Source organism: Superficieibacter sp. 1612_C1 (assembly GCF_015234305.1).
Taxonomy (GTDB): domain Bacteria; phylum Pseudomonadota; class Gammaproteobacteria; order Enterobacterales; family Enterobacteriaceae; genus Superficieibacter.
This window is the reverse complement of record NZ_JADGMI010000002.1, coordinates 1-19,481: the sequence shown is the minus strand read 5'-3', so window position 1 is coordinate 19,481 and position 19,481 is coordinate 1. Positions and strand designations below refer to the sequence as shown.

Genomic DNA, 19,481 nt, shown 5'->3' with positions numbered 1-19,481 from the left:
GAATTATTTACCGTCTTTACCGACATGCAGAATGGCGAGGAAGGCTTCCTGCGGCAGCTCAACGTTACCGACCTGCTTCATTCGCTTCTTACCTTCTTTCTGCTTCTGTAGCAGCTTTTTCTTACGGCTGATATCGCCGCCATAACATTTTGCCAGCACGTTTTTACGCAGCTGTTTCACCGTCGAGCGGGCAATGATATGGGTACCAATCGCCGCCTGAATCGCAATATCAAACTGCTGGCGCGGGATCAGCTCTTTCATTTTCTCCACCAGCTCACGACCGCGGTACGGCGCGTTGTCGCTGTGGGTAATCAGCGCCAGGGCGTCAACACGTTCACCGTTGATCAGCACGTCCACGCGCACCATCCGCGAGGCCTGGAAGCGTTTGAAGTTGTAATCCAGCGAGGCGTAACCACGCGAGGTGGATTTCAGACGGTCAAAGAAGTCGAGTACCACTTCCGCCATCGGAATTTCATAGGTCAGCGCAACCTGATTGCCGTGGTAGACCATGTTGGTCTGTACGCCGCGTTTTTCCACGCACAGGGTCATCACGTTGCCCAGATATTCCTGCGGCAACAGCATATGACACTCGGCAATCGGCTCGCGCAGTTCAAAGATGTTGTTGACCGGCGGCAGCTTGGAAGGGCTATCGACGTAAATCACTTCTTTTGCCGTGGTTTCAACTTCGTAAACTACGGTCGGCGCGGTGGTGATCAGATCGAGATCGTATTCACGCTCCAGACGTTCCTGAATGATCTCCATGTGCAGCAGGCCAAGGAAGCCGCAGCGGAAACCGAAGCCCAGCGCCGAGGAACTTTCTGGCTCGTAGAACAGGGAGGCATCGTTAAGGCTCAGTTTGCCCAGCGCATCGCGGAAGTTTTCATAGTCGTCAGAGCTGACCGGGAACAGACCCGCGTAGACCTGCGGCTTCACTTTTTTGAAGCCCGGCAGCGCTTTTTCTGCCGGGTTGCGTGCCAGCGTCAGGGTATCGCCTACCGGCGCGCCCAGAATGTCTTTGATTGCGCAGACCAGCCAGCCCACTTCACCACACTTTAGCTCGGTGCGATCGACCTGCTTCGGCGTGAAGATCCCGAGACGGTCGGCGTTATAGGTCTGGCCGGTGCTCATGACTTTGATTTTGTCGCCTTTACGCAGGGTGCCGTTTTTCACGCGTACCAGGGAGACAACGCCAAGGTAGTTATCGAACCAGGAGTCGATGATCAACGCCTGCAACGGACCGTCGGGATCGCCCTGCGGCGCGGGAATGTCGCGTACCAGACGTTCCAGCACGTCCTGCACGCCGATACCGGTTTTCGCCGAGCAGCGTACCGCGTCGGTGGCGTCGATGCCGACGATGTCTTCAATTTCTTCCGCCACGCGATCCGGATCGGCGGCAGGAAGGTCAATTTTGTTGAGGACCGGAACCACTTCCAGATCCATTTCCATCGCGGTGTAGCAGTTTGCCAGCGTTTGCGCTTCAACGCCCTGTCCGGCGTCCACTACCAGCAGCGCACCTTCGCAGGCGGCCAGCGAACGGGAAACTTCATAGGAGAAGTCAACGTGTCCGGGGGTGTCGATAAAGTTCAGCTGATAGGTTTCGCCATCGGCCGCTTTAAAATCGAGCGTAACGCTCTGCGCTTTAATCGTAATGCCGCGCTCGCGCTCCAGATCCATGGAATCCAGTACCTGAGCTGCCATTTCACGGTCGGACAGGCCGCCGCAAATCTGGATAATACGGTCAGACAGCGTCGACTTACCGTGGTCAATGTGAGCAATGATCGAAAAGTTACGTATATTCTTCATATATGGAGATTATTTTGCCTTACGGATACCAGGAGGCCACGATTCTGAGCCTGACGTTTTTTAGTCTGAAACGCCGCATTCTACACTACAACATGAACGCGAGGAAATGCTCATCCTGTACCAGGAGAGAGGAAGGGTCTTACTCGGCGATGCGTAGTTCATCCGGGGGAAGGCCAACGCTCAGGATCACCGGCTGCCACGCTTCACGCGTTGCCAGAGTGGCGGAAAAACCGCGGGCGATTAAGAAGCCGCCAACGCCGCCGAGGATCGCCCCGCATAATGCGGCAACATCGCTGGAAAACAGTAGCTGAAAAAGGGATGCGACGATAAACAGCCCCACCAGCGGCGACATATAGACCAGCAGCGCCGAACTCAGCAGGCTGGCTTCGGCAATACCAAGCTCGACCTTTTGACCCGCGATCAGCGGTTGCGCGCTGGGCACGGTAATCGTGTGGCTGGTCTGCGGGCCGAGTTTGTTCAGCACGCGACTGCCGCAGCCTGCGCGAGACGCGCAGCTATTGCAGGAGGATTTGACATCGCAGTTGACCTGCGCGAGACCGTTTTGCCAGGAGACAACGGTCGCCCACTCTTTAATCATTGGACGGCCTTGAATTTGACGCTGTCAGCAATGCGCTTCGCGGTTTGCGGAGGCAACTCGCCAACAATGGTGATTTCGGTGTTATCCCGCAGCGTGGTGCTGACGGTACGTCGCCCGGTACGCAGTATTTGATCGCTGCTGGAAGGCGTGGCGCGACTCACGTTCACGGAGAAACTGAACAGGCCGTCCGAGTAGAGACGCGATTCGATGGGTACATCTACCGTCGGCAGCGAGCGGCGGCTGCTGGAAACCTCACTAAACCCTTGCGGCAGCCAGGACGGATTCCAGTTAAAGGTGACTTTATCGCCCGCCGGTACCGAGAGCAGCGGCGGAAGATTGGCTTTCGCCAGATTCTGCATGTTGCTGGCGACGGTATCGTTCATGTTGAACGCGATAACGCGGAACTGCTCCAGCGTTTCGCCGTCGCGATCCAGCAGGTCGACCCGCATCGGCAGTTTGGTTTCCGAATCCAGCCAGACAATGTAGCTGTATCGCGTGCCATCCCGTGCCACGACACGGATCACTTCGCACAGGCGATCTGCAATGCGGGTTCTGCCGACGGAGATGAAATCATACCAGGGCGAGAGACGTTTGAAGTTTGTGTAGACCAGCGACGGCAGCGAATCGACGATATAATCGCCATTGAGCGTGAAGGGATCGAGACCCGGCTCAAAATAGCTGATCTCGTTGCCGCGCTGCACCACTTCGCGGCGCGGGCCGTCCATCTGCAAAAGTTGCGCCAGCGTCTGATTGTCCAGTCGCGCGTGACGATAACGCAGAGATTCGACGCCTTGTTTATTGATGCTGATGAAAGACAGCTCGTAATTGAGTGACTGGCTGGCCAGGTTCATCTGCTGCAACAACGCCCCGGACGAAACATCAGCCGAGGCGTTGACAGAGAAAAACAGGCTACCAGCCACGAGTGACATGGCACACCAAAGTTGCTTCATTACTGCGATTGCGTTCCTAAAGTCTGGTTACCCGGCACCTGAACTGCGGCCTGCTGCGTTTGTGCCTGTTCAAACTGAAGTTGTTCAGAATGCAGACGACGCTGGAGTTCATAGTCCTGCAACATCGCGTTAATGCGACGACGCTGCTCCTGAACCTGCTGCTGCTGACCACCGCTGGCGGCAACGGATGAATCTGCCGGCACGCCCAGACTTACCGGACTCGCTTTACCCATCATGGGCAAGGTATTAAAGACCGGCGTTTCAGGCTGCTGGGCTGATTCACCCTGCTCATTATAGTGCTGGACGCCAACAATAACTGCAAGCGATACGCACGCGGCCACGCCCATTTGCGTCAGCTGGCTGGCCCACGGGCGGACTTTATGCCAGAACGGCATTTTCTGCCACTGGTGCGGCGCAGGCTGCGCTTCCGGGATGAGGGACGCAGGTTCGTTCTCAATGGCGGCCATCACGCGGGAAGAGATATCGAAATGGAGAAGATCACTCGTCTCGCCTCGCAGCGAATCACGAATGAGATGGTAACTCTCCCAGGTTTTTTGCATTTCTGAAGAGCGAGACAGCTCGTTGAGCAGCTCGTTATCCAGCATTTCACCATCCATTAAAGCGGAAAGTTTTTCTTTCTGCATGCCTAATACCCTTTCAGTATCCCGCTATCGTCAACGCCTGATAAGCGGTTGAACTTTATTATCAATAGCTTCCCGAGCACGGAAGATGCGCGAACGCACTGTACCAACCGGACAATCCATGATGACGGCTATCTCTTCATAGCTCAGGCCATCCAGCTCACGCAAGGTGATAGCCATGCGTAAATCTTCCGGAAGCATCTCTATGGTTCGAAAAACGATCTGTCTCAGTTCTTCTGACAACATTAAGTTCTCAGGGTTCGAAATTTCTTTCAGTGCGCCGCCACTCTCGAAGTTTTCCGCTTCACTGGCATCCACATCGCTGGATGGTGGACGACGCCCCTGAGCAACCAGGTAATTTTTGGCCGTATTGACCGCAATGCGGTACAGCCAGGTATAAAAAGCACTATCTCCCCGGAATGAATCCAGCGCACGATAGGCCTTGATAAACGATTCCTGCACAACATCAGGCACATCGCCTGAAGGTACATAGCGGGAAACAAGACTCGCCACCTTATGCTGATAGCGCACCACCAGCAGGTTGAAAGCTTTTTGATCTCCCTTCTGGACCCGTTCAACCAGAATCTGGTCCGTTAACTGCTCGCTCATCCGAGGTAATGTCTCCTCAAACCCAATATCCACGCGTAATCGAAACGCCACTCTATACACTGCAATATGAGCAAGCAGAAGGTTAGAGTGTCAGTTGTATGTAAAGTTCCGTCACGCCATTGTTTTAGTGAATGTCCACCGACCGTTCGTTATCACTCATTATAAGTCTGTTAGACGTGTACTACGCCCTTTCCATGAGCTAATGCTGTAGCACGCTTGCAGAGTAACGTAACACAGGGACGATTTCACCATAAAATCCGCAACTAACGATCAGCTTCGCAAAATATTTTCCTGATTTCACGTTACCGCCTCTTCCGCCTCGCTGTTTAGCCATTACAGCAAAACGTAAAAAAATAGTGCTAATACTGTAAATACGGTGCTATGCTCGGGCAACCATGTTTAGTAAATTAAACAAATACGATGAACACTACACCAGAGTATTCCTGTGATGTACTGATTATTGGCAGCGGAGCCGCGGGTTTATCGCTGGCATTACGCCTCGCTGAGGACCGTTCCGTGATGGTCTTAAGTAAAGGTCCAGTGAACGAAGGCTCGACCCTGTATGCGCAGGGAGGCATCGCCGCCGTTTTTGACGAGATGGACAGCATTGCGTCACACGTTGAAGATACTTTAGTCGCAGGCGCGGGACTCTGCGAGCGAGACGCCGTTTCCTTTGTCGCCAGTAATGCGAAGCACTGCGTGCAGTGGCTCATCGATCAGGGTGTGCTTTTCGATACCCAGGTTCAGCCCAACGGTGAAGCGGGCTATCATTTGACCCGTGAGGGCGGTCACAGCCACCGTCGGATCCTGCACGCCGCCGATGCAACCGGTAAAGCCGTGGAAACGACGCTGGTGGGAAAAGCGCTGGCCCATCCTAATATCCGTATTCTTGAACGCAGCAATGCGGTCGATCTGATCGTTTCCGATAAGATCGGCCTTCCCGGTCCCCGTCGCGCGATCGGCGCGTGGATCTGGAATCGCAATCTGGAACAAGTGGAAACCTGCCGGGCCGCAGCGGTGGTGCTGGCCACGGGCGGTGCATCGAAAGTTTATCAATATACCACTAACCCGGATATCGCCTCCGGCGACGGCATTGCGATGGCGTGGCGCGCCGGTTGCCGGGTCGCCAATCTCGAATTTAATCAGTTTCACCCCACCGCGCTGTTTCACCCCCAGGCGCGTAATTTCCTGCTGACGGAAGCGTTGCGCGGTGAAGGCGCATTTTTAAAACGCCCGGACGGTTCGCGCTTTATGCCTGATTTTGACGAGCGCGGCGAACTGGCCCCGCGAGATATCGTCGCGCGGGCTATCGATCATGAGATGAAGCGCCTCGGCGTAGAGTGTCTCTATCTTGATATCAGCCATAAGCCGGAAGCCTTTATTCGCCAGCATTTTCCAATGATTTATGAAAAGCTGCTGGGACTCGGTATTGACCTGACGAAGGAACCCGTGCCGATTGTGCCCGCCGCGCACTATACCTGCGGCGGCGTGATGGTCGACGAGGCGGGCCGTACCGATGTGGACGGACTGTATGCCATTGGCGAAGTGAGCTATACCGGCCTGCACGGCGCTAACCGAATGGCGTCTAATTCACTGCTGGAGTGTCTGGTCTATGGCTGGTCCGCCGCCGAGGATATTAAAAAACGGCCATCGGTGGCCGGGGAGAGGGACGCCCTTCCCGCCTGGGATGAAAGCCGGGTCGATAATGCCGATGAACGCGTGGTGATCCAGCATAACTGGCACGAGCTGCGGCTGCTGATGTGGGATTATGTCGGGATTGTGCGCACCACCCGCCGACTGGAGCGGGCGCTGCGGCGGATCACGATGTTGCAACAGGAAATTGATGAGTATTACGCCCATTTCCGCGTCTCCAACAACTTACTGGAGCTGCGTAACCTCGTGCAGGTTGCTGAGCTGATTGTGCGCTGCGCGATGATGCGTAAAGAGAGCCGGGGTCTGCATTATACGCTGGATCACCCACGGCAGTTGCCGGATGCGGGTCCCTCTGTCCTGATCCCTGCGCATTACATAAACAGATAAAACATCCGGGTCAGGGCAGTATAGCTTTCTGAATACTGCTGCTCTGGCCCGCGGATCGCCAGCCGGTCGCTGTAGTACTCTCCGGCCTGCGGCGAAAATGCCAGCAGGACGCGATGCGGTAGCCGGGTCTCAGTTTCAGCGATATCGGTCCGCAAGCGTAAATGCCAGCCGCCGGACTCCGCCAGTTGCGTAAACGCCATGCCGACCTCGACCGGTAGCACGACGCAGAAAAAGCCCTCTTCAGTGATACACTCCGCAGCGCAGGCCAGTAATCCCGCGTGATCAAGTGACGTGGTATAGCGGGCCTGCTCACGCTGCTCGCTGCGGCACTCAACCCCTTTTTCAAAATAGGGCGGGTTGCTGATGATTAACTGATAACGCTTGTGTTGCAGGGGCGTCCACTGCTGGATGTCCGCCGTATGTACGGTAATGCGTGCGGCCCAGGGCGTCTGGCTGATATTTTCCTGCGCCTGTAACGCCGCCTGCTCATCAAGTTCGACAGCATCGATAATCACATCATCCGCAGTCCGCTGAGCCAGCATTAAGGCCAGCAGTCCGCTTCCTGTGCCGATATCCAGAATACGCTGCACCTGAGCAACGGGTGCCCATGCACCGAGTAAAATACCGTCGGTGCCGACTTTCATAGCGCAGCGATCGTGGGCGACAAAAAATTGTTTAAACGTGAATCCATTCCGGCGCAGTACGGATTTAGACTGAGACATCGTAAGCACTCTTCCTGATATCATCTTTATAGCTTAAGGTTATGCACAATACCGGAGAACAGATAGCCACACAAACAGATGAACATTGTGGCCTTAACGTCTATAATCAGCGCCCCACACTGAGGTAGAACATGACTGTAACGACTTTTTCCGAACTCGAACTTGACGATAGCCTGCTGGATGCGCTCCAGGAGAAAGGCTTCACGCGCCCGACCGCCATTCAGGCTGCCGCAATTCCGCCTGCGCTGGAGGGCCGTGATGTCCTTGGTTGCGCACCGACAGGCACCGGTAAAACGGCGGCATTTTTGCTGCCAGCGTTGCAGCACCTGATCGACTTCCCGCGTAAAAAATCTGGCCCGCCACGTATCCTGATCCTCACGCCAACGCGTGAACTGGCCATGCAGGTTGCGGACCATGCTCGCGAACTGGCAAAAAATACGCATCTGGATATCGCCACGATTACCGGCGGCGTGGCGTATATGAACCACGCGGAAGTCTTCAGTGAAAATCAGGACATCGTGGTCGCCACCACCGGTCGCCTGATGCAGTACATTAAAGAAGAGAATTTTGACTGCCGTGCGGTTGAGACGCTGATCCTTGATGAAGCCGACCGCATGCTGGATATGGGCTTTGCCCAGGATATTGAGCACATTGCTGGTGAAACCCGCTGGCGCAAACAAACGCTGCTGTTCTCCGCTACGCTGGAAGGCGATGAGGCGATCAAAGATTTTGCCGAGCGTTTGCTGGAAGATCCGGTGGAAGTGTCAGCCACGCCGTCCACCCGCGAACGTAAGAAGATCCATCAGTGGTATTACCGCGCTGATGATGTTGAACATAAAACCGCTCTGCTGGTTCATCTGCTGAAGCAGCCTGAAGCCACGCGCTCTATCGTCTTTGTGCGTAAACGCGAGCGCGTGCACGAGCTGGCAAACTGGCTGCGTTCCGCAGGCATCAATAACTGCTATCTCGAAGGCGAGATGGTGCAAGTCAAACGTAACGAAGCCATCAAGCGTCTGACCGATGGCCGGGTAAACGTGCTGGTTGCCACCGATGTTGCCGCCCGCGGGATCGATATTCCTGATGTCAGCCACGTATTTAACTTTGATATGCCACGCAGCGGCGACGCCTATCTGCACCGTATTGGCCGTACCGGCCGTGCGGGGCGTAAGGGGACGGCCATTTCGCTGGTAGAAGCACACGACCATTTGTTACTCGGCAAAGCAGGTCGCTATATCGACGAGCCACTAAAAGCCCGTGTGATTGATGAGCTACGTCCGACCACGCGCGCACCAAGTGAAAAATCGACCGGCAAACCGTCGAAGAAAGTGCTGGCAAAACGCGCCGAGAAAAAAGAGAAAGAAAAAGAGAAGCCGCGCGTGAAAAAACGTCACCGCGACACCAAAAATATCGGTAAGCGACGTAAGCCGAGCGCTGAGGCCGCGCCGCAGACAGAATCTTCAGAGAAATAAAAAACGCCGGGCATGCCCGGCGTTTTTTTATCTGCCGCTAAAAATCAGAGGCTTTCGGTAAAGGTACGGGCGATAACGTCGCGTTGCTGTTCAGGCGTCAGCGAATTAAAACGTACCGCATAGCCAGAAACACGGATGGTCAACTGCGGATATTTTTCCGGATGCTCAACGGCATCCATCAGCGTTTCACGACGCAGTACGTTAACGTTCAGGTGCTGACCGCCCTCAACGCGAACTTCCGGCTGCACATCCAGCGGCACTTCGCGGTATTCAATTTCACCCAGTTTCGTTACCGGAACGATATCATCTTCAGCAAATCCCGCTTTTGCACATACGCAGCGCGCTTCGCCTTTTTCGTTATCCAGCAACCAGAATGAGTTCAGCAGATCGTCGTTAGCGGCTTTTGTAATCTGGATACCTGTAATCATGTGATGCCTCCTTGGGCTACATTTCATTTTCTTGTTGACCAGCTCTGGCCAATTGGTAAAACCATTGTTGCTTGAGTGTATATATAACAGTCAAGCCATCCGCATTCTTTGATTTAAATCAACAAAAACCACACATCAAAAATGGTCATACTGGATATTATTGTTTTATATCAATTTTTACCGTGAGTATCGGCAAAAAAATTTCGTAAAGTTTAAACTTTTTTTGCGCCTGCTATCGGATAAAACGTCGGCAGATTTTGTGATGCGCACAGAAGCAGTTAAGCTATCTCTATTACCCTTTGCAGGAGAGCAAAATGACCACGTCCTTAACCTGGCATGACGTACTGGCGGAAGAGAAAGCGCAGCCTTACTTTGTTAACACCCTTCAAACGGTTGCTGCTGAACGTCAGGCAGGCACCACGATTTATCCGCCGCAAAAAGATGTCTTTAACGCCTTCCGTTTTACGGAACTTGGCGAGGTTAAAGTGGTAATTTTAGGACAAGATCCGTATCACGGCCCGGGTCAGGCGCACGGATTATCTTTCTCGGTACGGCCTGGCGTGGCGATCCCGCCATCGTTATTGAATATGTATAAAGAACTTGAGGCGACGGTTCCGGGATTTACGCGACCTGCGCATGGTTATCTGGAAAGCTGGGCCCGACAGGGCGTTTTGTTGCTCAATACGGTGCTGACGGTGCGGGCGGGTCAGGCACATTCTCATGCCAGCCTTGGCTGGGAAACCTTCACCGATAAAGTGATTAGCATTATTAATGAGCACCGTGAAGGGGTCGTATTTTTACTGTGGGGCTCGCATGCGCAGAAGAAAAGCGCGCTGATTGACGGCAAACGTCATCACATTCTGAGAGCGCCGCACCCTTCTCCCCTTTCAGCACACCGGGGCTTTTTTGGCAGTAATCACTTCGTGCTGGCAAATCAGTGGCTGGAGCAGCATGGTGAAAAGCCGATTGACTGGATGCCGGTGCTCCCTGCCGAATCAGAATAAAAAAAGTCCGGCCTGTGTGTTCACAGAGCCGGACTTTTTATTTCAGTAGAACGGTCAGATTTTATTCTGTCGCCACCACTCGGCGAGCATTACACCCGCTGCCACCGAAACGTTCAGGCTTTCCACATTACCTGTACCATCGATGGCGATGTTCATATCTGCAACCTCGTGAGCGGCATCAGAGACGCCGTCGCGCTCCTGACCGACCACCAGCACCATTTTACGCGGCAGTTCAGCGTCAAACAGCGGCGTACCGGTATTGCCACAGGTGGCAACAATGGTGTAGCCCGCCTGACGAAACTCTTCCAGCGCAGCGATCACGCTGTCGCCGGTGATAGGCTGGACGTGTTCCGCACCGCCTTCCGCCGTACGGATCGCGGCACCGGATTCCAGCACAGCGGCATCATGCACTACTACCCCTTTGATACCAAAGTGGGCACAGCTACGCACGATGGCACCGAGGTTATGCGGGTTAGCGATATCTTCCATCGCCAGCACGCAATCGGTCTCACCGGCCTGGGCAACCCACTGCTTCACTGAGGTACCGTTACGTTTTTTAATCAGGAAGCAAACGCCGCCGTGGTGATCGGTACCGGACGCTTTGGCCAGCTCTTCATCATCCACCACGTGATATGCCTTGCGGTTCGCCGCCATCCAGCGTAACGCTTCTTTAAAACGCGGCGTAACGCTCTGGATAAACCACGCACGTACGATGGAATCCGGACGGCTCTGGAACAGGGCCTGACAGGCATTTTCACCATAAACGCGGGTTTCTTCGGCACGCTGACGGCGCAGCACTTCCGGATCGATAAAGCTCTTACCGCTGATGCCGCCGTGATCGGGTTTTACCGGCGTATCATCAGTCGGTGCACGGGAAACCGTACGCCACGGTGAAGAGGAGTCACGATCGCGGTTGCGATCCCGTGAGCCTCGATCCTCGCGGGAAGGACGACGACCACCTTCGGCACGGGACGATCCAGGACGGCCACCGCCTTTCCCGGTTCGTGGATTGTAAGTACGTTTATCCGAGTCGTCGTCGCTACGGACGTACATTACTTTTACCTTGCCGCTTTTATTCTTAATTTCGTCGTTGTCGTTCATGCTTTCCTCCACCAGCGCTGCGCGAAGCGCGCAGATTACCTGATGTACACTCGCTTCGCCATGTTTTCGTTCAAAAGCCTGTGTCTATTGTACTCATCGAATAAAACACGTTGTTGTTTAAAACAGACTCAACAATAATATGTAACATTAAAGAAACATTCTGGCGATCTCGCCATTCTGTCACCTTCTTACCCTGAGGTTAGTTATGAATACCGTTTGTGCCAGCTGCCAGGCGCTTAACCGCATTCCGGACGATCGAATGGATGATGTAGCGAAATGTGGACGCTGCGGTCACGATCTGTTCGATGGCGATGTGATCAACGCGACCGGTGAGACACTCGATAAACTGCTAAAGGATGATCTCCCCGTGGTCGTCGATTTCTGGGCACCGTGGTGCGGCCCATGCCGTAACTTCGCGCCGGTCTTCGAAGACGTGGCGGAAGAGCGTAATGGTAAAGTGCGTTTCGTTAAGGTCAATACCGAAGCCGAGCGTGAATTGAGCGCCCGCTTCCGCATCCGCAGTATCCCGACAATCATGATTTTCAAAAAAGGCGAAGTTGTCGATATGCTTAATGGCGCAGTGCCGAAAGCCCCTTTCGATAGCTGGCTGAACGAATCCCTCTGACGTCAGCGGGGCACTGCTTGTGCCCCGTTCTTACCTCTGCGACAATGGCGTTTTTTCTGTGCGCCTTCCATGACTGATAATGCCGTACTTCGCCTTCGCGCCGAGCGACTTGCTCGCGCAACCCGCCCTTTTCTTGCCCGTGGTAATCGCGTTCGCCGCTGTCAGCGCTGTCTTCTGCCGCTGAAAACCTGCCTTTGCGCCACCATCGTGCCCACCCAAGCCCAAAGCCAATTTTGCCTGGTGATGTTTGACACCGAACCGATGAAGCCCAGCAATACCGGGCGTTTAATTGCCGATATTTTGCCGCAAACCACTGCCTTTCAATGGTCGCGCACCGAGCCGCCTCAGGCGTTGCTTGAGCTGGTCGCTAATCCGGATTATCAGCCGCTGGTGGTTTTCCCTGCCTCTTATGCGGGTGCGGAACGTCAGGTTCTGGCTGCCCCTCCGTCGGGCAAACCGCCGCTGTTTATCATGCTGGATGGCACATGGCCAGAGGCGCGAAAAATGTTTCGTAAAAGCCCGTGGCTGGATAGCCTGCCGGTGATTTCTGTCGATCTGGCGCGGGTGTCGTCTTATCGTCTGCGCGATGTTCACGCCGAAGGCCAGTATTGCACCGCCGAAGTGGCGATTGCGCTGCTGGATCTGGCGGGCGACATTGAGGCAGCCACGACGCTTGGCAACCATTTTTCGCTTTTTCGTGAGCGTTATCTGGCAGGAAAATCAGCACATCAGGGCAACATCACAGCAGCATTAGCAGAAAGCGTTTAAAATCATTCGGTCACTTCTGCATAAGGAAGACAGGAATGAGTCAGCGAGGGCTTGAAGCGCTACTGCGGCCTAAATCGATAGCGGTTATTGGGGCATCCATGAAACCGCAGCGGGCCGGTTATCTGATGATGCGTAATTTACTGGCGGGCGGCTTTAGCGGGCCGGTTTTGCCCGTCACTCCGGCATGGAAAGCCGTCCTCGGGGTGCTGGCCTGGCCGGATGTCGCCAGCTTACCTTTTACGCCCGACCTGGCCGTGCTTTGTACTCACGCGCGTCGCAACCTCACACTGCTTGAGGCGCTCGGTGAAAAAGGATGCAAAACCTGCATCATTCTTTCTTCCCCTCCCGAACAATTTGCCGAGCTACAGTCCTGCGCACGACGCTATCAGATGCGCCTTCTCGGCCCGAATAGCCTTGGCCTGCTGGCCCCGTGGCAAGGGCTTAACGCCAGTTTCTCCCCGGTGCCGATTACCCGTGGTAAGCTGGCATTTATTTCCCAGTCGGCGGCGGTTTCCAACACCATTCTGGACTGGGCGCAGCAGCGGGAGATGGGATTTTCCTATTTCATTGCGCTGGGCGATAGCCTGGATATTGACGTTGATGAGCTGCTTGATTTTCTCGCCCGCGACACCAAAACCAGCGCCATCCTTCTCTATCTTGAACATTTAAGCGACGCCCGACGCTTCGTTTCTGCCGCCCGTAGCGCCTCACGTAATAAGCCGATCCTGGTGATTAAAAGCGGACGTAGCCCGGAGGCGCAACGTTTGCTCCATGTGAATTCCGGAATGGATCCGGCCTGGGATGCCGCGATTCAGCGCGCTGGCCTGCTTCGCGTTCAGGATACGCATGAACTCTTTTCCGCCGTTGAAACGCTGAGTCATATGCGGCCCTTGCGCGGCGAACGCCTGATGATTATCAGTAACGGCGCTGCCCCTGCTGCTCTGGCGCTGGATACGCTATGGCTACGCAATGGCAAACTCGCCTCGCTCAGCGAGGAGACGCGTCAGCAGCTACGTCAGGCGCTACCGGACACGGTCAACGCGGCGAATCCCCTCGATCTGCGCGACGACGCCAGCAGCGAGCACTATCTTGCCGCGCTGAACATCCTGTTAAGCAGCCAGGATTTCGATGCGCTGATGGTGATCCACGCCCCCAGCGCCGCCGCGCCAGGCACCGCCTGCGCGCTGGCGCTGATTGATGCGCTCAAACGCCATCCACGCGGAAAATACGTGACGGTGCTGACCAACTGGTGCGGGGAGTTTTCTTCGCAGGAGGCGCGACGCCTGTTCAGCGAAGCCGGGCTGCCCACCTACCGCACGCCGGAAGGCACCATCACCGCGTTTATGCATATGGTGGAATACCGGCGTAACCAGAAGCAGTTGCGGGAAACGCCTGCCCTGCCGGATAACCTTGCCGCGAATACGGCTGAAGCACACAGCCTGCTCCAGCAGGCGCTGGCGGAAGGTGCTTCCTCGCTGGATACCCATGAAGTTCAGCCGATTTTACAGGCGTATGGTCTGCATACTCTGCCAACCTGGATTGCCAGCGACAGCGCCGAAGCGGTGCATATCGCCGAACAAATTGGCTACCCGGTGGCGTTGAAGTTACGCTCACCGGATATCCCACACAAGTCAGAAGTTCAGGGCGTCATGCTGTATCTGCGTACCGCCAGCGAAGTACAGCAGGCCGCCGATGCGATCCTCGATCGGGTGAAAATGGCGTGGCCGGGGGCGCGCGTTCACGGTCTGTTAGTACAAAGTATGGCTAACCGTGCCGGGGCGCAGGAATTGCGCGTGGTCGTCGAGCACGATCCCGTTTTCGGTCCGCTGATCATGCTTGGCGAAGGTAACGTTGAATGGCATGCGGACGATCAGGCCGCCGTCGCCCTGCCGCCGCTGAATATGAATCTGGCTCGCTATCTGGTGATCCAGGCGATCAAAAGCAAGAAGATCCGCGGGCGTAGCGCGTTGCGCTCGCTGGATATCCCGGGTTTGAGTCAACTACTGGTACGGGTGTCAAACCTGATCGTCGACTGCCCGGAAATTCAGCGGCTGGATATTCACCCGTTGCTGGCGTCGGCAGAAGAGTTTACCGTGCTGGACGTTACGCTGGAGATTGCGCCTTTTGAAGGCGATCGTGAGAGTCGGCTGGCGGTGCGATCGTATCCGCAGCAGCTGGAGGAGTGGGTGGATTTAAAGAACGGTGAACGCTGCCTGTTCCGGCCGATCCTGCCGGAAGATGAGCCGTCGCTTCAGCGCTTCATAGCCCAGGTAACAAAAGAAGATCTGTACTATCGCTACTTTAGTGAAATCAACGAATTTACCCATGAAGATTTAGCGAATATGACCCAGATAGACTACGATCGGGAAATGGCGTTTGTGGCCATTCGTCCGTTGGATGAGGGGGAAGAGATCCTCGGCGTTACCCGCGCTATCTCAGATCCTGATAATATCGATGCGGAATTTGCCGTGCTGGTCCGCTCCGATCTTAAGGGGTTAGGTCTGGGTCGACGTCTGCTGGAAAAACTCATCAATTATACCCGCGATCACGGACTGGAGCGGCTGAACGGCATTACCATGCCGAACAATCGCGGTATGGTCGCCCTGGCGCGTAAACTGGGATTTGATGTTGATATCCAGCTCGAAGATGGCATTGTTTGCCTGACGCTCATGCTGACCGGGTCCGGTAACACTTAAGTAAGCTGCTGGAAATGTTGATCACTTTGGCAGGCAACGGTGATATGATTGCTCGCTTAAGTCGTCTGCCTGGTACAGAGGACCCTTCAATAAACAGAGAAGAACCGCACTGTGATGTTGTCAAAATTTAAGCGTAATAAACATCAACAACACCTTGCCCAACTACCTAAGCTTTCTCAGTCAGTTGATGATGTTAAGTTCTTTTATAATCCCGCTGATTTTCGGGAAGCGTTGTTGGCCAAAATTGCCAGCGCTACGCGCCGAATTTGCGTTATCGCTCTCTATCTGGAGCAGGATGACGGTGGTCAGGGTATTTTATCGGCACTCTATGAGGCCAAACGCCTGCGTCCTGAACTGGATGTCCGCGTGCTTGTTGACTGGCATCGCGCCCAGCGCGGCCGCATTGGTGCCGCCGCAGCAAACACCAATGCTGACTGGTATTGCCGTACTGCGCAGGAAAACCCTGGCGTAGACGTTCCCGTTTATGGCGTGCCGGTAAATACCCGGGAAGCGCTGGGCGTCCTGCACTATAAAGGTTTCATTATTGATGATGCCGTTATCTATAGCGGTGCCAGCCTCAATGACGTCTATCTGCATCAGCACGATAAATACCGCTACGATCGTTACCAGTGGATCCGTAATGCGCGAATGGCTGACATTATGTTCGACTGGGTGGATCAGAACCTGATCCAGGGACGCGGCGTAAATCGTCTCGATACCGACTCACGTCCTAAAAGTCCGGAAATCAAGAATGACGTTCGCCTCTATCGCCAGGAACTGCGCGATACCAGTTATCACTTCCAGGGTAATGCGGATAACGAACAGCTGGCGGTGACGCCGCTGGTCGGTCTGGGTAAATCCAGCCTGCTGAACAAAACGATTTTCCATCTGATGCCCTGCGCAGAGCAGAAGCTGACGATTTGTACGCCTTATTTTAATCTTCCCGCCGTGCTGGTACGCAATATCATTCATTTGCTGCGTGAAGGTAAGAAAGTGGAAATTATCGTGGGCGATAAAACGGCCAACGATTTCTATATTCCTGAAGATCAGCCGTTTAAAATCATCGGCGCGCTGCCCTATCTTTACGAGATCAACCTGCGTCGCTTCCTCAGCCGTCTGCAATACTATGTGAATACCGATCAGCTTATTGTTCGTCTGTGGAAAGACGAGGACAATACCTATCATCTGAAAGGCATGTGGGTGGATGACGAATGGATGCTGCTGACCGGGAATAACCTGAATCCGCGCGCGTGGCGTCTGGATCTCGAAAATGCGATTTTAATTCACGATCCGCGTCAGGAGCTGGCCGCGCAGCGAGATAAAGAGCTGGATCTGATCCGCACTCACACCACCGTGGTTAAACACTATTGCGATCTACAAAGTATCGCTGAGTATCCGGTGAAGGTACGTAAGCTGATCCGCCGTTTGCGACGGATCCGCATCGACAGGCTAATAAGCCGTATCCTGTAATAGTAAGCCCCGCAGCGTCGGGGCTTTTTTATGAGGCTCGCCATGCGTTATTTACTGCTTTGCGGTGTTTTGCTTCTCTCTGGCTGTAGTCATATGGCTAACGATAGCTGGAGCGGTCAGGATAAAGCCCAACACTTTATCGCCTCTGCCCTGCTTTCCGTTGCGGGTAATGAGTATGCACAGCATCAGGGGATCGGCCGCGACCGTAGCGCGGCTATTGGCGTTATGTTTTCTCTGGGACTGGGAGCCTCGAAAGAACTGTGGGACAGCCGCTCCGAAGGAAGCGGCTGGAGCTGGAAAGATTTCGCCTGGGATCTTGCCGGCGCGACTACCGGCTATACGGTATGGCAATTAGCGCAACACTAAAGGCGCAGACCCTTCCCTTTTTTGTGCAGCATCAGTGAGACGACGAAAGCAACGGCTCCCAGCGCGGTGACATACCAGAAGAAAGTAGTTTCTGAGCCTATTGATTTCAATGACAAGGCAACGTACTCCGCCGATCCACCAAACAGCGCATTGGCAACAGCATAGGAAAGCCCTACGCCAAGCGCTCTGACCTGCGCCGGGAACATCTCGGCTTTCAGGATGCCACTAATCGAGGTATAGAAACTGACGATGATGAGGGCGCACATCACCAGCGCAAACGCGGCATAAGGCGAAGTGACATTTTGCAGCGCGGTCAGGATGGGGACAGTGAATAACGTGGTAAGGCCGCCAAAACAGAGCATCGAAGCACGACGCCCAATTCTGTCTGATAATGCACCAATCAACGGCTGTAGCAGCATAAACACAAACAGTGCGGCGGTCATAATTCCGCTGGCTACATTGGCATGCATCCCGGCCGTATTCACCAGATATTTCTGCATATAGGTGGTAAAGGTATAGAATGCCAGCGAGCCGCCCGCCGTGAAGCCGAGTACCATAATGAAGGCTTTGCGGTTGCGCCACAGGCCTTTGAACGATCCAGCCTCTTTCAGGGCACGTGTTTCGTGCTTCGAGGTTTCATCAAGCTGACGGCGCAACCAGAGCGCAACGACAGCCAGCACAGCGCCTAAGGCAAACGGAATTCGCCAGCCCCAGGCGCGGAGTTCAGCATCATCCAGCACTTGCTGCAAAATCACCACGACCAGCAGCGCCAGTAACTGTCCGCCGATAAGCGTAACGTACTGGAATGAAGCAAAAAATCCTTTGCGTCCTTCAAGGGCGACTTCACTCATATAGGTCGCGCTGGTGCCATATTCGCCGCCAACGGAAAGCCCCTGGAATAGCCTGGCAATCAGCAACAGCGCCGGTGCCCATGTACCAATGGCGTCGTAGCCCGGCAGACAGGCAATCACCAGAGAGCCGAGGCACATCATGCATACTGAAATCAGCATAGAGGCCTTGCGTCCGCGTCGGTCGGCGATACGCCCAAATAGCCAGCCGCCGATAGGGCGCATCAAAAAACCAGCCGCAAAAACGCCTGCCGTTTGCAGCAGCTGCGTCGTAGTGTTACCGGAAGGGAAGAAGATATGCGCAAAATAGAGTGAGCAGAAGGAGTAGACATAGAAATCAAACCATTCCACCAGGTTACCGGAAGAGGCCCCGACAATAGCCCATACCCGACGCCGCACTTCCGGTGCATCAGCTTTGTTTTTATCGGTGCGCTGAATAATTTCTGCCATGCTGTTCTCCGTGATATCAGGCTTGTTCAGCCTTTTGTTTTGGAGATCCAGATTACGCGGGCTGAAAAAGTAAATAAAGTGTTAATTATTTGTTGGCTAATTTTTATCCCCATTCAGCCTGGTGCTGGCGTTTACGTTTTAAGTAATCATCATCTTCGCGGATTTTGTCCCACCATCCTTTGAAAACCGTCGCTGCGGCTGCTTTGGTAGGATCGTTACCTCGGGTATTCAGGCTGCCATCTTCTGCATACTTTTTGCCGCCTTTATAGTTGGCATAGCGTCTGGCGCGGGTATAACCCATCTGAATAAATTTACGCGCCATATCCATACCGACAAAATCATCCTGCTGACGGTAATCTTCAAACAGTTGGTAGATTTTTTCGGCAGATTTGATCGCTGATGCTTCGTCTTTGTAGCGCCAGAAAGGCAGGATCTCGCTTTTATAGGGTTCGACCAGTAATACACCTTGTTCGCCCCGACCTACCTGATATAGCTCGGGATGCTGGCGAAAGTTAATGCTGGAAAAGTCTTGTTGATAGTTGAAGGGTTTGATAGCCAATGGAGATCCTCTTTGCCTGAATAAGCAACTTAAGGATAGTTCATTGGATTGGGTTCTGGTGGCAATGCGCTTACCGGGCCTGGGAAGTGGCACAATAATCGCGTTTGCTGGCAGGATCAGCAGGCTGCCTCCGACACAGCGATTATGGCAGAACGCAGAAACGCAAAAAGCCCATCCGTCAGGATGGGCTTCTCACTTATTTGATGCCTGGCAGTTCCCTACTCTCGCATGGGGAGACCCCACACTACCATCGGCGCTACGGCGTTTCACTTCTGAGTTCGGCATGGGGTCAGGTGGGACCACCGCGCTGTTGCCGCCAGGCAAATTCTGTTTA

General features: G+C 54.3%; 19 protein-coding genes and 1 rRNA gene. 8 read left to right on the top strand and 12 right to left on the bottom strand.

From position 1 onward, the window contains the following. Nucleotides 1-3 precede the first annotated feature (3 nt). The 6 genes from lepA to rseD form a co-directional block, all read right to left on the bottom strand. The gene (gene lepA / locus INT84_RS06450) at nt 4-1,803 is read right to left on the bottom strand and encodes a translation elongation factor 4 (RefSeq protein WP_194206145.1); all 1,800 of its coding nucleotides are present in this window, start codon (nt 1,801-1,803) and stop codon (nt 4-6) included. Between the two features lie 139 nt (nt 1,804-1,942). Beyond that, entirely contained in the window at nt 1,943-2,401 is a 459-nt protein-coding gene (rseC, locus tag INT84_RS06445) for a SoxR-reducing system protein RseC (protein ID WP_176917185.1), read from the bottom strand. Then, nucleotides 2,398-3,351: a sigma-E factor regulatory protein RseB gene (gene rseB, locus INT84_RS06440; RefSeq protein ID WP_176917186.1), complete on the bottom strand. Its 954-nt coding sequence runs from the start codon at nt 3,349-3,351 to the stop codon at nt 2,398-2,400. Before rseB ends, rseC begins: the two co-directional genes overlap by 4 nt. Beyond that, entirely contained in the window at nt 3,351-3,995 is a 645-nt protein-coding gene (gene rseA / locus INT84_RS06435; RefSeq protein ID WP_194206144.1) for an anti-sigma-E factor RseA, read from the bottom strand. The genes rseB and rseA overlap by 1 nt, the downstream gene beginning before the upstream one ends. 30 nt (nt 3,996-4,025) lie before the next feature. After that, the gene (gene rpoE / locus INT84_RS06430) at nt 4,026-4,601 is read right to left on the bottom strand and encodes an RNA polymerase sigma factor RpoE (RefSeq protein ID WP_176917188.1); all 576 of its coding nucleotides are present in this window, start codon (nt 4,599-4,601) and stop codon (nt 4,026-4,028) included. Further along, the gene (gene rseD / locus INT84_RS24325; protein ID WP_245880248.1) at nt 4,598-4,666 is read right to left on the bottom strand and encodes a rpoE leader peptide RseD; all 69 of its coding nucleotides are present in this window, start codon (nt 4,664-4,666) and stop codon (nt 4,598-4,600) included. The genes rpoE and rseD overlap by 4 nt, the downstream gene beginning before the upstream one ends. Nucleotides 4,667-5,021: 355 nt before the next feature. Here rseD and nadB point away from each other — a divergent pair, with 355 nt between their 5' ends. After that, a complete protein-coding gene (gene nadB, locus INT84_RS06420; protein WP_194206143.1) occupies nt 5,022-6,641 on the top strand; it encodes an L-aspartate oxidase in 1,620 nt (539 codons plus the stop codon). Here the strand turns inward: nadB and INT84_RS06415 are convergent. After that, on the bottom strand, nt 6,626-7,363 hold the full coding sequence (locus tag INT84_RS06415; RefSeq protein WP_194206142.1) for a tRNA1(Val) (adenine(37)-N6)-methyltransferase: 738 nt from the start codon (nt 7,361-7,363) through the stop codon (nt 6,626-6,628). The two genes, nadB and INT84_RS06415, sit on opposite strands and share 16 nt — an antisense overlap. A 131-nt stretch (nt 7,364-7,494) precedes the next feature. Here INT84_RS06415 and srmB point away from each other — a divergent pair, with 131 nt between their 5' ends. Next, nucleotides 7,495-8,832: an ATP-dependent RNA helicase SrmB gene (gene srmB / locus INT84_RS06410; RefSeq protein ID WP_176917191.1), complete on the top strand. Its 1,338-nt coding sequence runs from the start codon at nt 7,495-7,497 to the stop codon at nt 8,830-8,832. Nucleotides 8,833-8,876: 44 nt separating this feature from the next. Here srmB and grcA read toward each other — a convergent pair whose 3' ends face one another. After that, nucleotides 8,877-9,260 (bottom strand): autonomous glycyl radical cofactor GrcA, encoded by a 384-nt coding sequence (grcA, locus tag INT84_RS06405; RefSeq protein WP_103677645.1) that lies wholly within the window; start codon nt 9,258-9,260, stop codon nt 8,877-8,879. A 314-nt stretch (nt 9,261-9,574) separates the two neighbouring features. On the opposite strand from grcA, the gene ung reads away from it, so the two are divergent. Further along, nucleotides 9,575-10,264, top strand: coding sequence for a uracil-DNA glycosylase (ung, locus tag INT84_RS06400; protein WP_194206141.1), 690 nt, complete (start codon nt 9,575-9,577; stop codon nt 10,262-10,264). Nucleotides 10,265-10,318: 54 nt separating this feature from the next. Here ung and INT84_RS06395 read toward each other — a convergent pair whose 3' ends face one another. After that, nucleotides 10,319-11,365, bottom strand: a complete 1,047-nt coding sequence (locus tag INT84_RS06395) for a tRNA/rRNA methyltransferase (protein WP_194206140.1) — start codon at nt 11,363-11,365, stop codon at nt 10,319-10,321. Nucleotides 11,366-11,570: 205 nt separating this feature from the next. Between INT84_RS06395 and trxC the strand changes: the two genes are divergently transcribed. From trxC to INT84_RS06370, 5 genes are all read left to right on the top strand, one after another. Beyond that, complete coding sequence (gene trxC, locus INT84_RS06390) at nt 11,571-11,990, top strand: thioredoxin TrxC (RefSeq protein WP_176917704.1); 420 nt, start codon at nt 11,571-11,573, stop codon at nt 11,988-11,990. A gap of 69 nt (nt 11,991-12,059) precedes the next feature. Further along, nucleotides 12,060-12,758 carry a tRNA-uridine aminocarboxypropyltransferase gene (locus INT84_RS06385; protein ID WP_194206139.1) on the top strand — a complete coding sequence of 233 codons (699 nt, stop codon included), beginning with the start codon at nt 12,060-12,062 and terminating at the stop codon, nt 12,756-12,758. 35 nt (nt 12,759-12,793) lie between these two features. Further along, a complete protein-coding gene (gene pat, locus INT84_RS06380) occupies nt 12,794-15,454 on the top strand; it encodes a protein lysine acetyltransferase (RefSeq protein WP_194206138.1) in 2,661 nt (886 codons plus the stop codon). Between the two features lie 114 nt (nt 15,455-15,568). Continuing rightward, the gene (pssA, locus tag INT84_RS06375) at nt 15,569-16,924 is read left to right on the top strand and encodes a CDP-diacylglycerol--serine O-phosphatidyltransferase (protein ID WP_194206815.1); all 1,356 of its coding nucleotides are present in this window, start codon (nt 15,569-15,571) and stop codon (nt 16,922-16,924) included. Between the two features lie 42 nt (nt 16,925-16,966). Continuing rightward, entirely contained in the window at nt 16,967-17,290 is a 324-nt protein-coding gene (locus INT84_RS06370; protein ID WP_194206137.1) for a YfiM family lipoprotein, read from the top strand. Here INT84_RS06370 and INT84_RS06365 read toward each other — a convergent pair. The 3 genes from INT84_RS06365 to rrf all read right to left on the bottom strand — a co-directional run bounded on the left by INT84_RS06365 (nt 17,287) and on the right by rrf (nt 19,468). Next, complete coding sequence (locus INT84_RS06365) at nt 17,287-18,588, bottom strand: MFS transporter (protein WP_194206136.1); 1,302 nt, start codon at nt 18,586-18,588, stop codon at nt 17,287-17,289. The genes INT84_RS06370 and INT84_RS06365 overlap by 4 nt on opposite strands. A 103-nt stretch (nt 18,589-18,691) precedes the next feature. After that, nucleotides 18,692-19,147: a DUF4385 domain-containing protein gene (locus INT84_RS06360; protein ID WP_194206135.1), complete on the bottom strand. Its 456-nt coding sequence runs from the start codon at nt 19,145-19,147 to the stop codon at nt 18,692-18,694. A 205-nt stretch (nt 19,148-19,352) separates the two neighbouring features. Beyond that, nucleotides 19,353-19,468: ribosomal RNA gene (gene rrf, locus INT84_RS06355) — 5S ribosomal RNA — on the bottom strand. Nucleotides 19,469-19,481 lie beyond the last annotated feature (13 nt).

Excerpts from the sequence above, each read along its gene's own strand:
- grcA (WP_103677645.1), bottom strand. The coding sequence starts at position 9,260 with ATGATTACAGGTATCCAGATTACAAAAGCCGCTAACGACGATCTGCTG.
- INT84_RS06370 (WP_194206137.1), top strand. The coding sequence starts at position 16,967 with ATGCGTTATTTACTGCTTTGCGGTGTTTTGCTTCTCTCTGGCTGTAGT.
- trxC (WP_176917704.1), top strand. The coding sequence starts at position 11,571 with ATGAATACCGTTTGTGCCAGCTGCCAGGCGCTTAACCGCATTCCGGAC.
- rseB (WP_176917186.1), bottom strand. The coding sequence starts at position 3,351 with ATGAAGCAACTTTGGTGTGCCATGTCACTCGTGGCTGGTAGCCTGTTT.
- srmB (WP_176917191.1), top strand. The coding sequence starts at position 7,495 with ATGACTGTAACGACTTTTTCCGAACTCGAACTTGACGATAGCCTGCTG.
- pat (WP_194206138.1), top strand. The coding sequence starts at position 12,794 with ATGAGTCAGCGAGGGCTTGAAGCGCTACTGCGGCCTAAATCGATAGCG.
- nadB (WP_194206143.1), top strand. The coding sequence starts at position 5,022 with ATGAACACTACACCAGAGTATTCCTGTGATGTACTGATTATTGGCAGC.
- INT84_RS06415 (WP_194206142.1), bottom strand. The coding sequence starts at position 7,363 with ATGTCTCAGTCTAAATCCGTACTGCGCCGGAATGGATTCACGTTTAAA.
- lepA (WP_194206145.1), bottom strand. The coding sequence starts at position 1,803 with ATGAAGAATATACGTAACTTTTCGATCATTGCTCACATTGACCACGGT.
- rpoE (WP_176917188.1), bottom strand. The coding sequence starts at position 4,601 with ATGAGCGAGCAGTTAACGGACCAGATTCTGGTTGAACGGGTCCAGAAG.
- rseA (WP_194206144.1), bottom strand. The coding sequence starts at position 3,995 with ATGCAGAAAGAAAAACTTTCCGCTTTAATGGATGGTGAAATGCTGGAT.
- ung (WP_194206141.1), top strand. The coding sequence starts at position 9,575 with ATGACCACGTCCTTAACCTGGCATGACGTACTGGCGGAAGAGAAAGCG.
- INT84_RS06365 (WP_194206136.1), bottom strand. The coding sequence starts at position 18,588 with ATGGCAGAAATTATTCAGCGCACCGATAAAAACAAAGCTGATGCACCG.
- rseC (WP_176917185.1), bottom strand. The coding sequence starts at position 2,401 with ATGATTAAAGAGTGGGCGACCGTTGTCTCCTGGCAAAACGGTCTCGCG.
- pssA (WP_194206815.1), top strand. The coding sequence starts at position 15,569 with ATGTTGTCAAAATTTAAGCGTAATAAACATCAACAACACCTTGCCCAA.
- INT84_RS06385 (WP_194206139.1), top strand. The coding sequence starts at position 12,060 with ATGACTGATAATGCCGTACTTCGCCTTCGCGCCGAGCGACTTGCTCGC.
- INT84_RS06395 (WP_194206140.1), bottom strand. The coding sequence starts at position 11,365 with ATGAACGACAACGACGAAATTAAGAATAAAAGCGGCAAGGTAAAAGTA.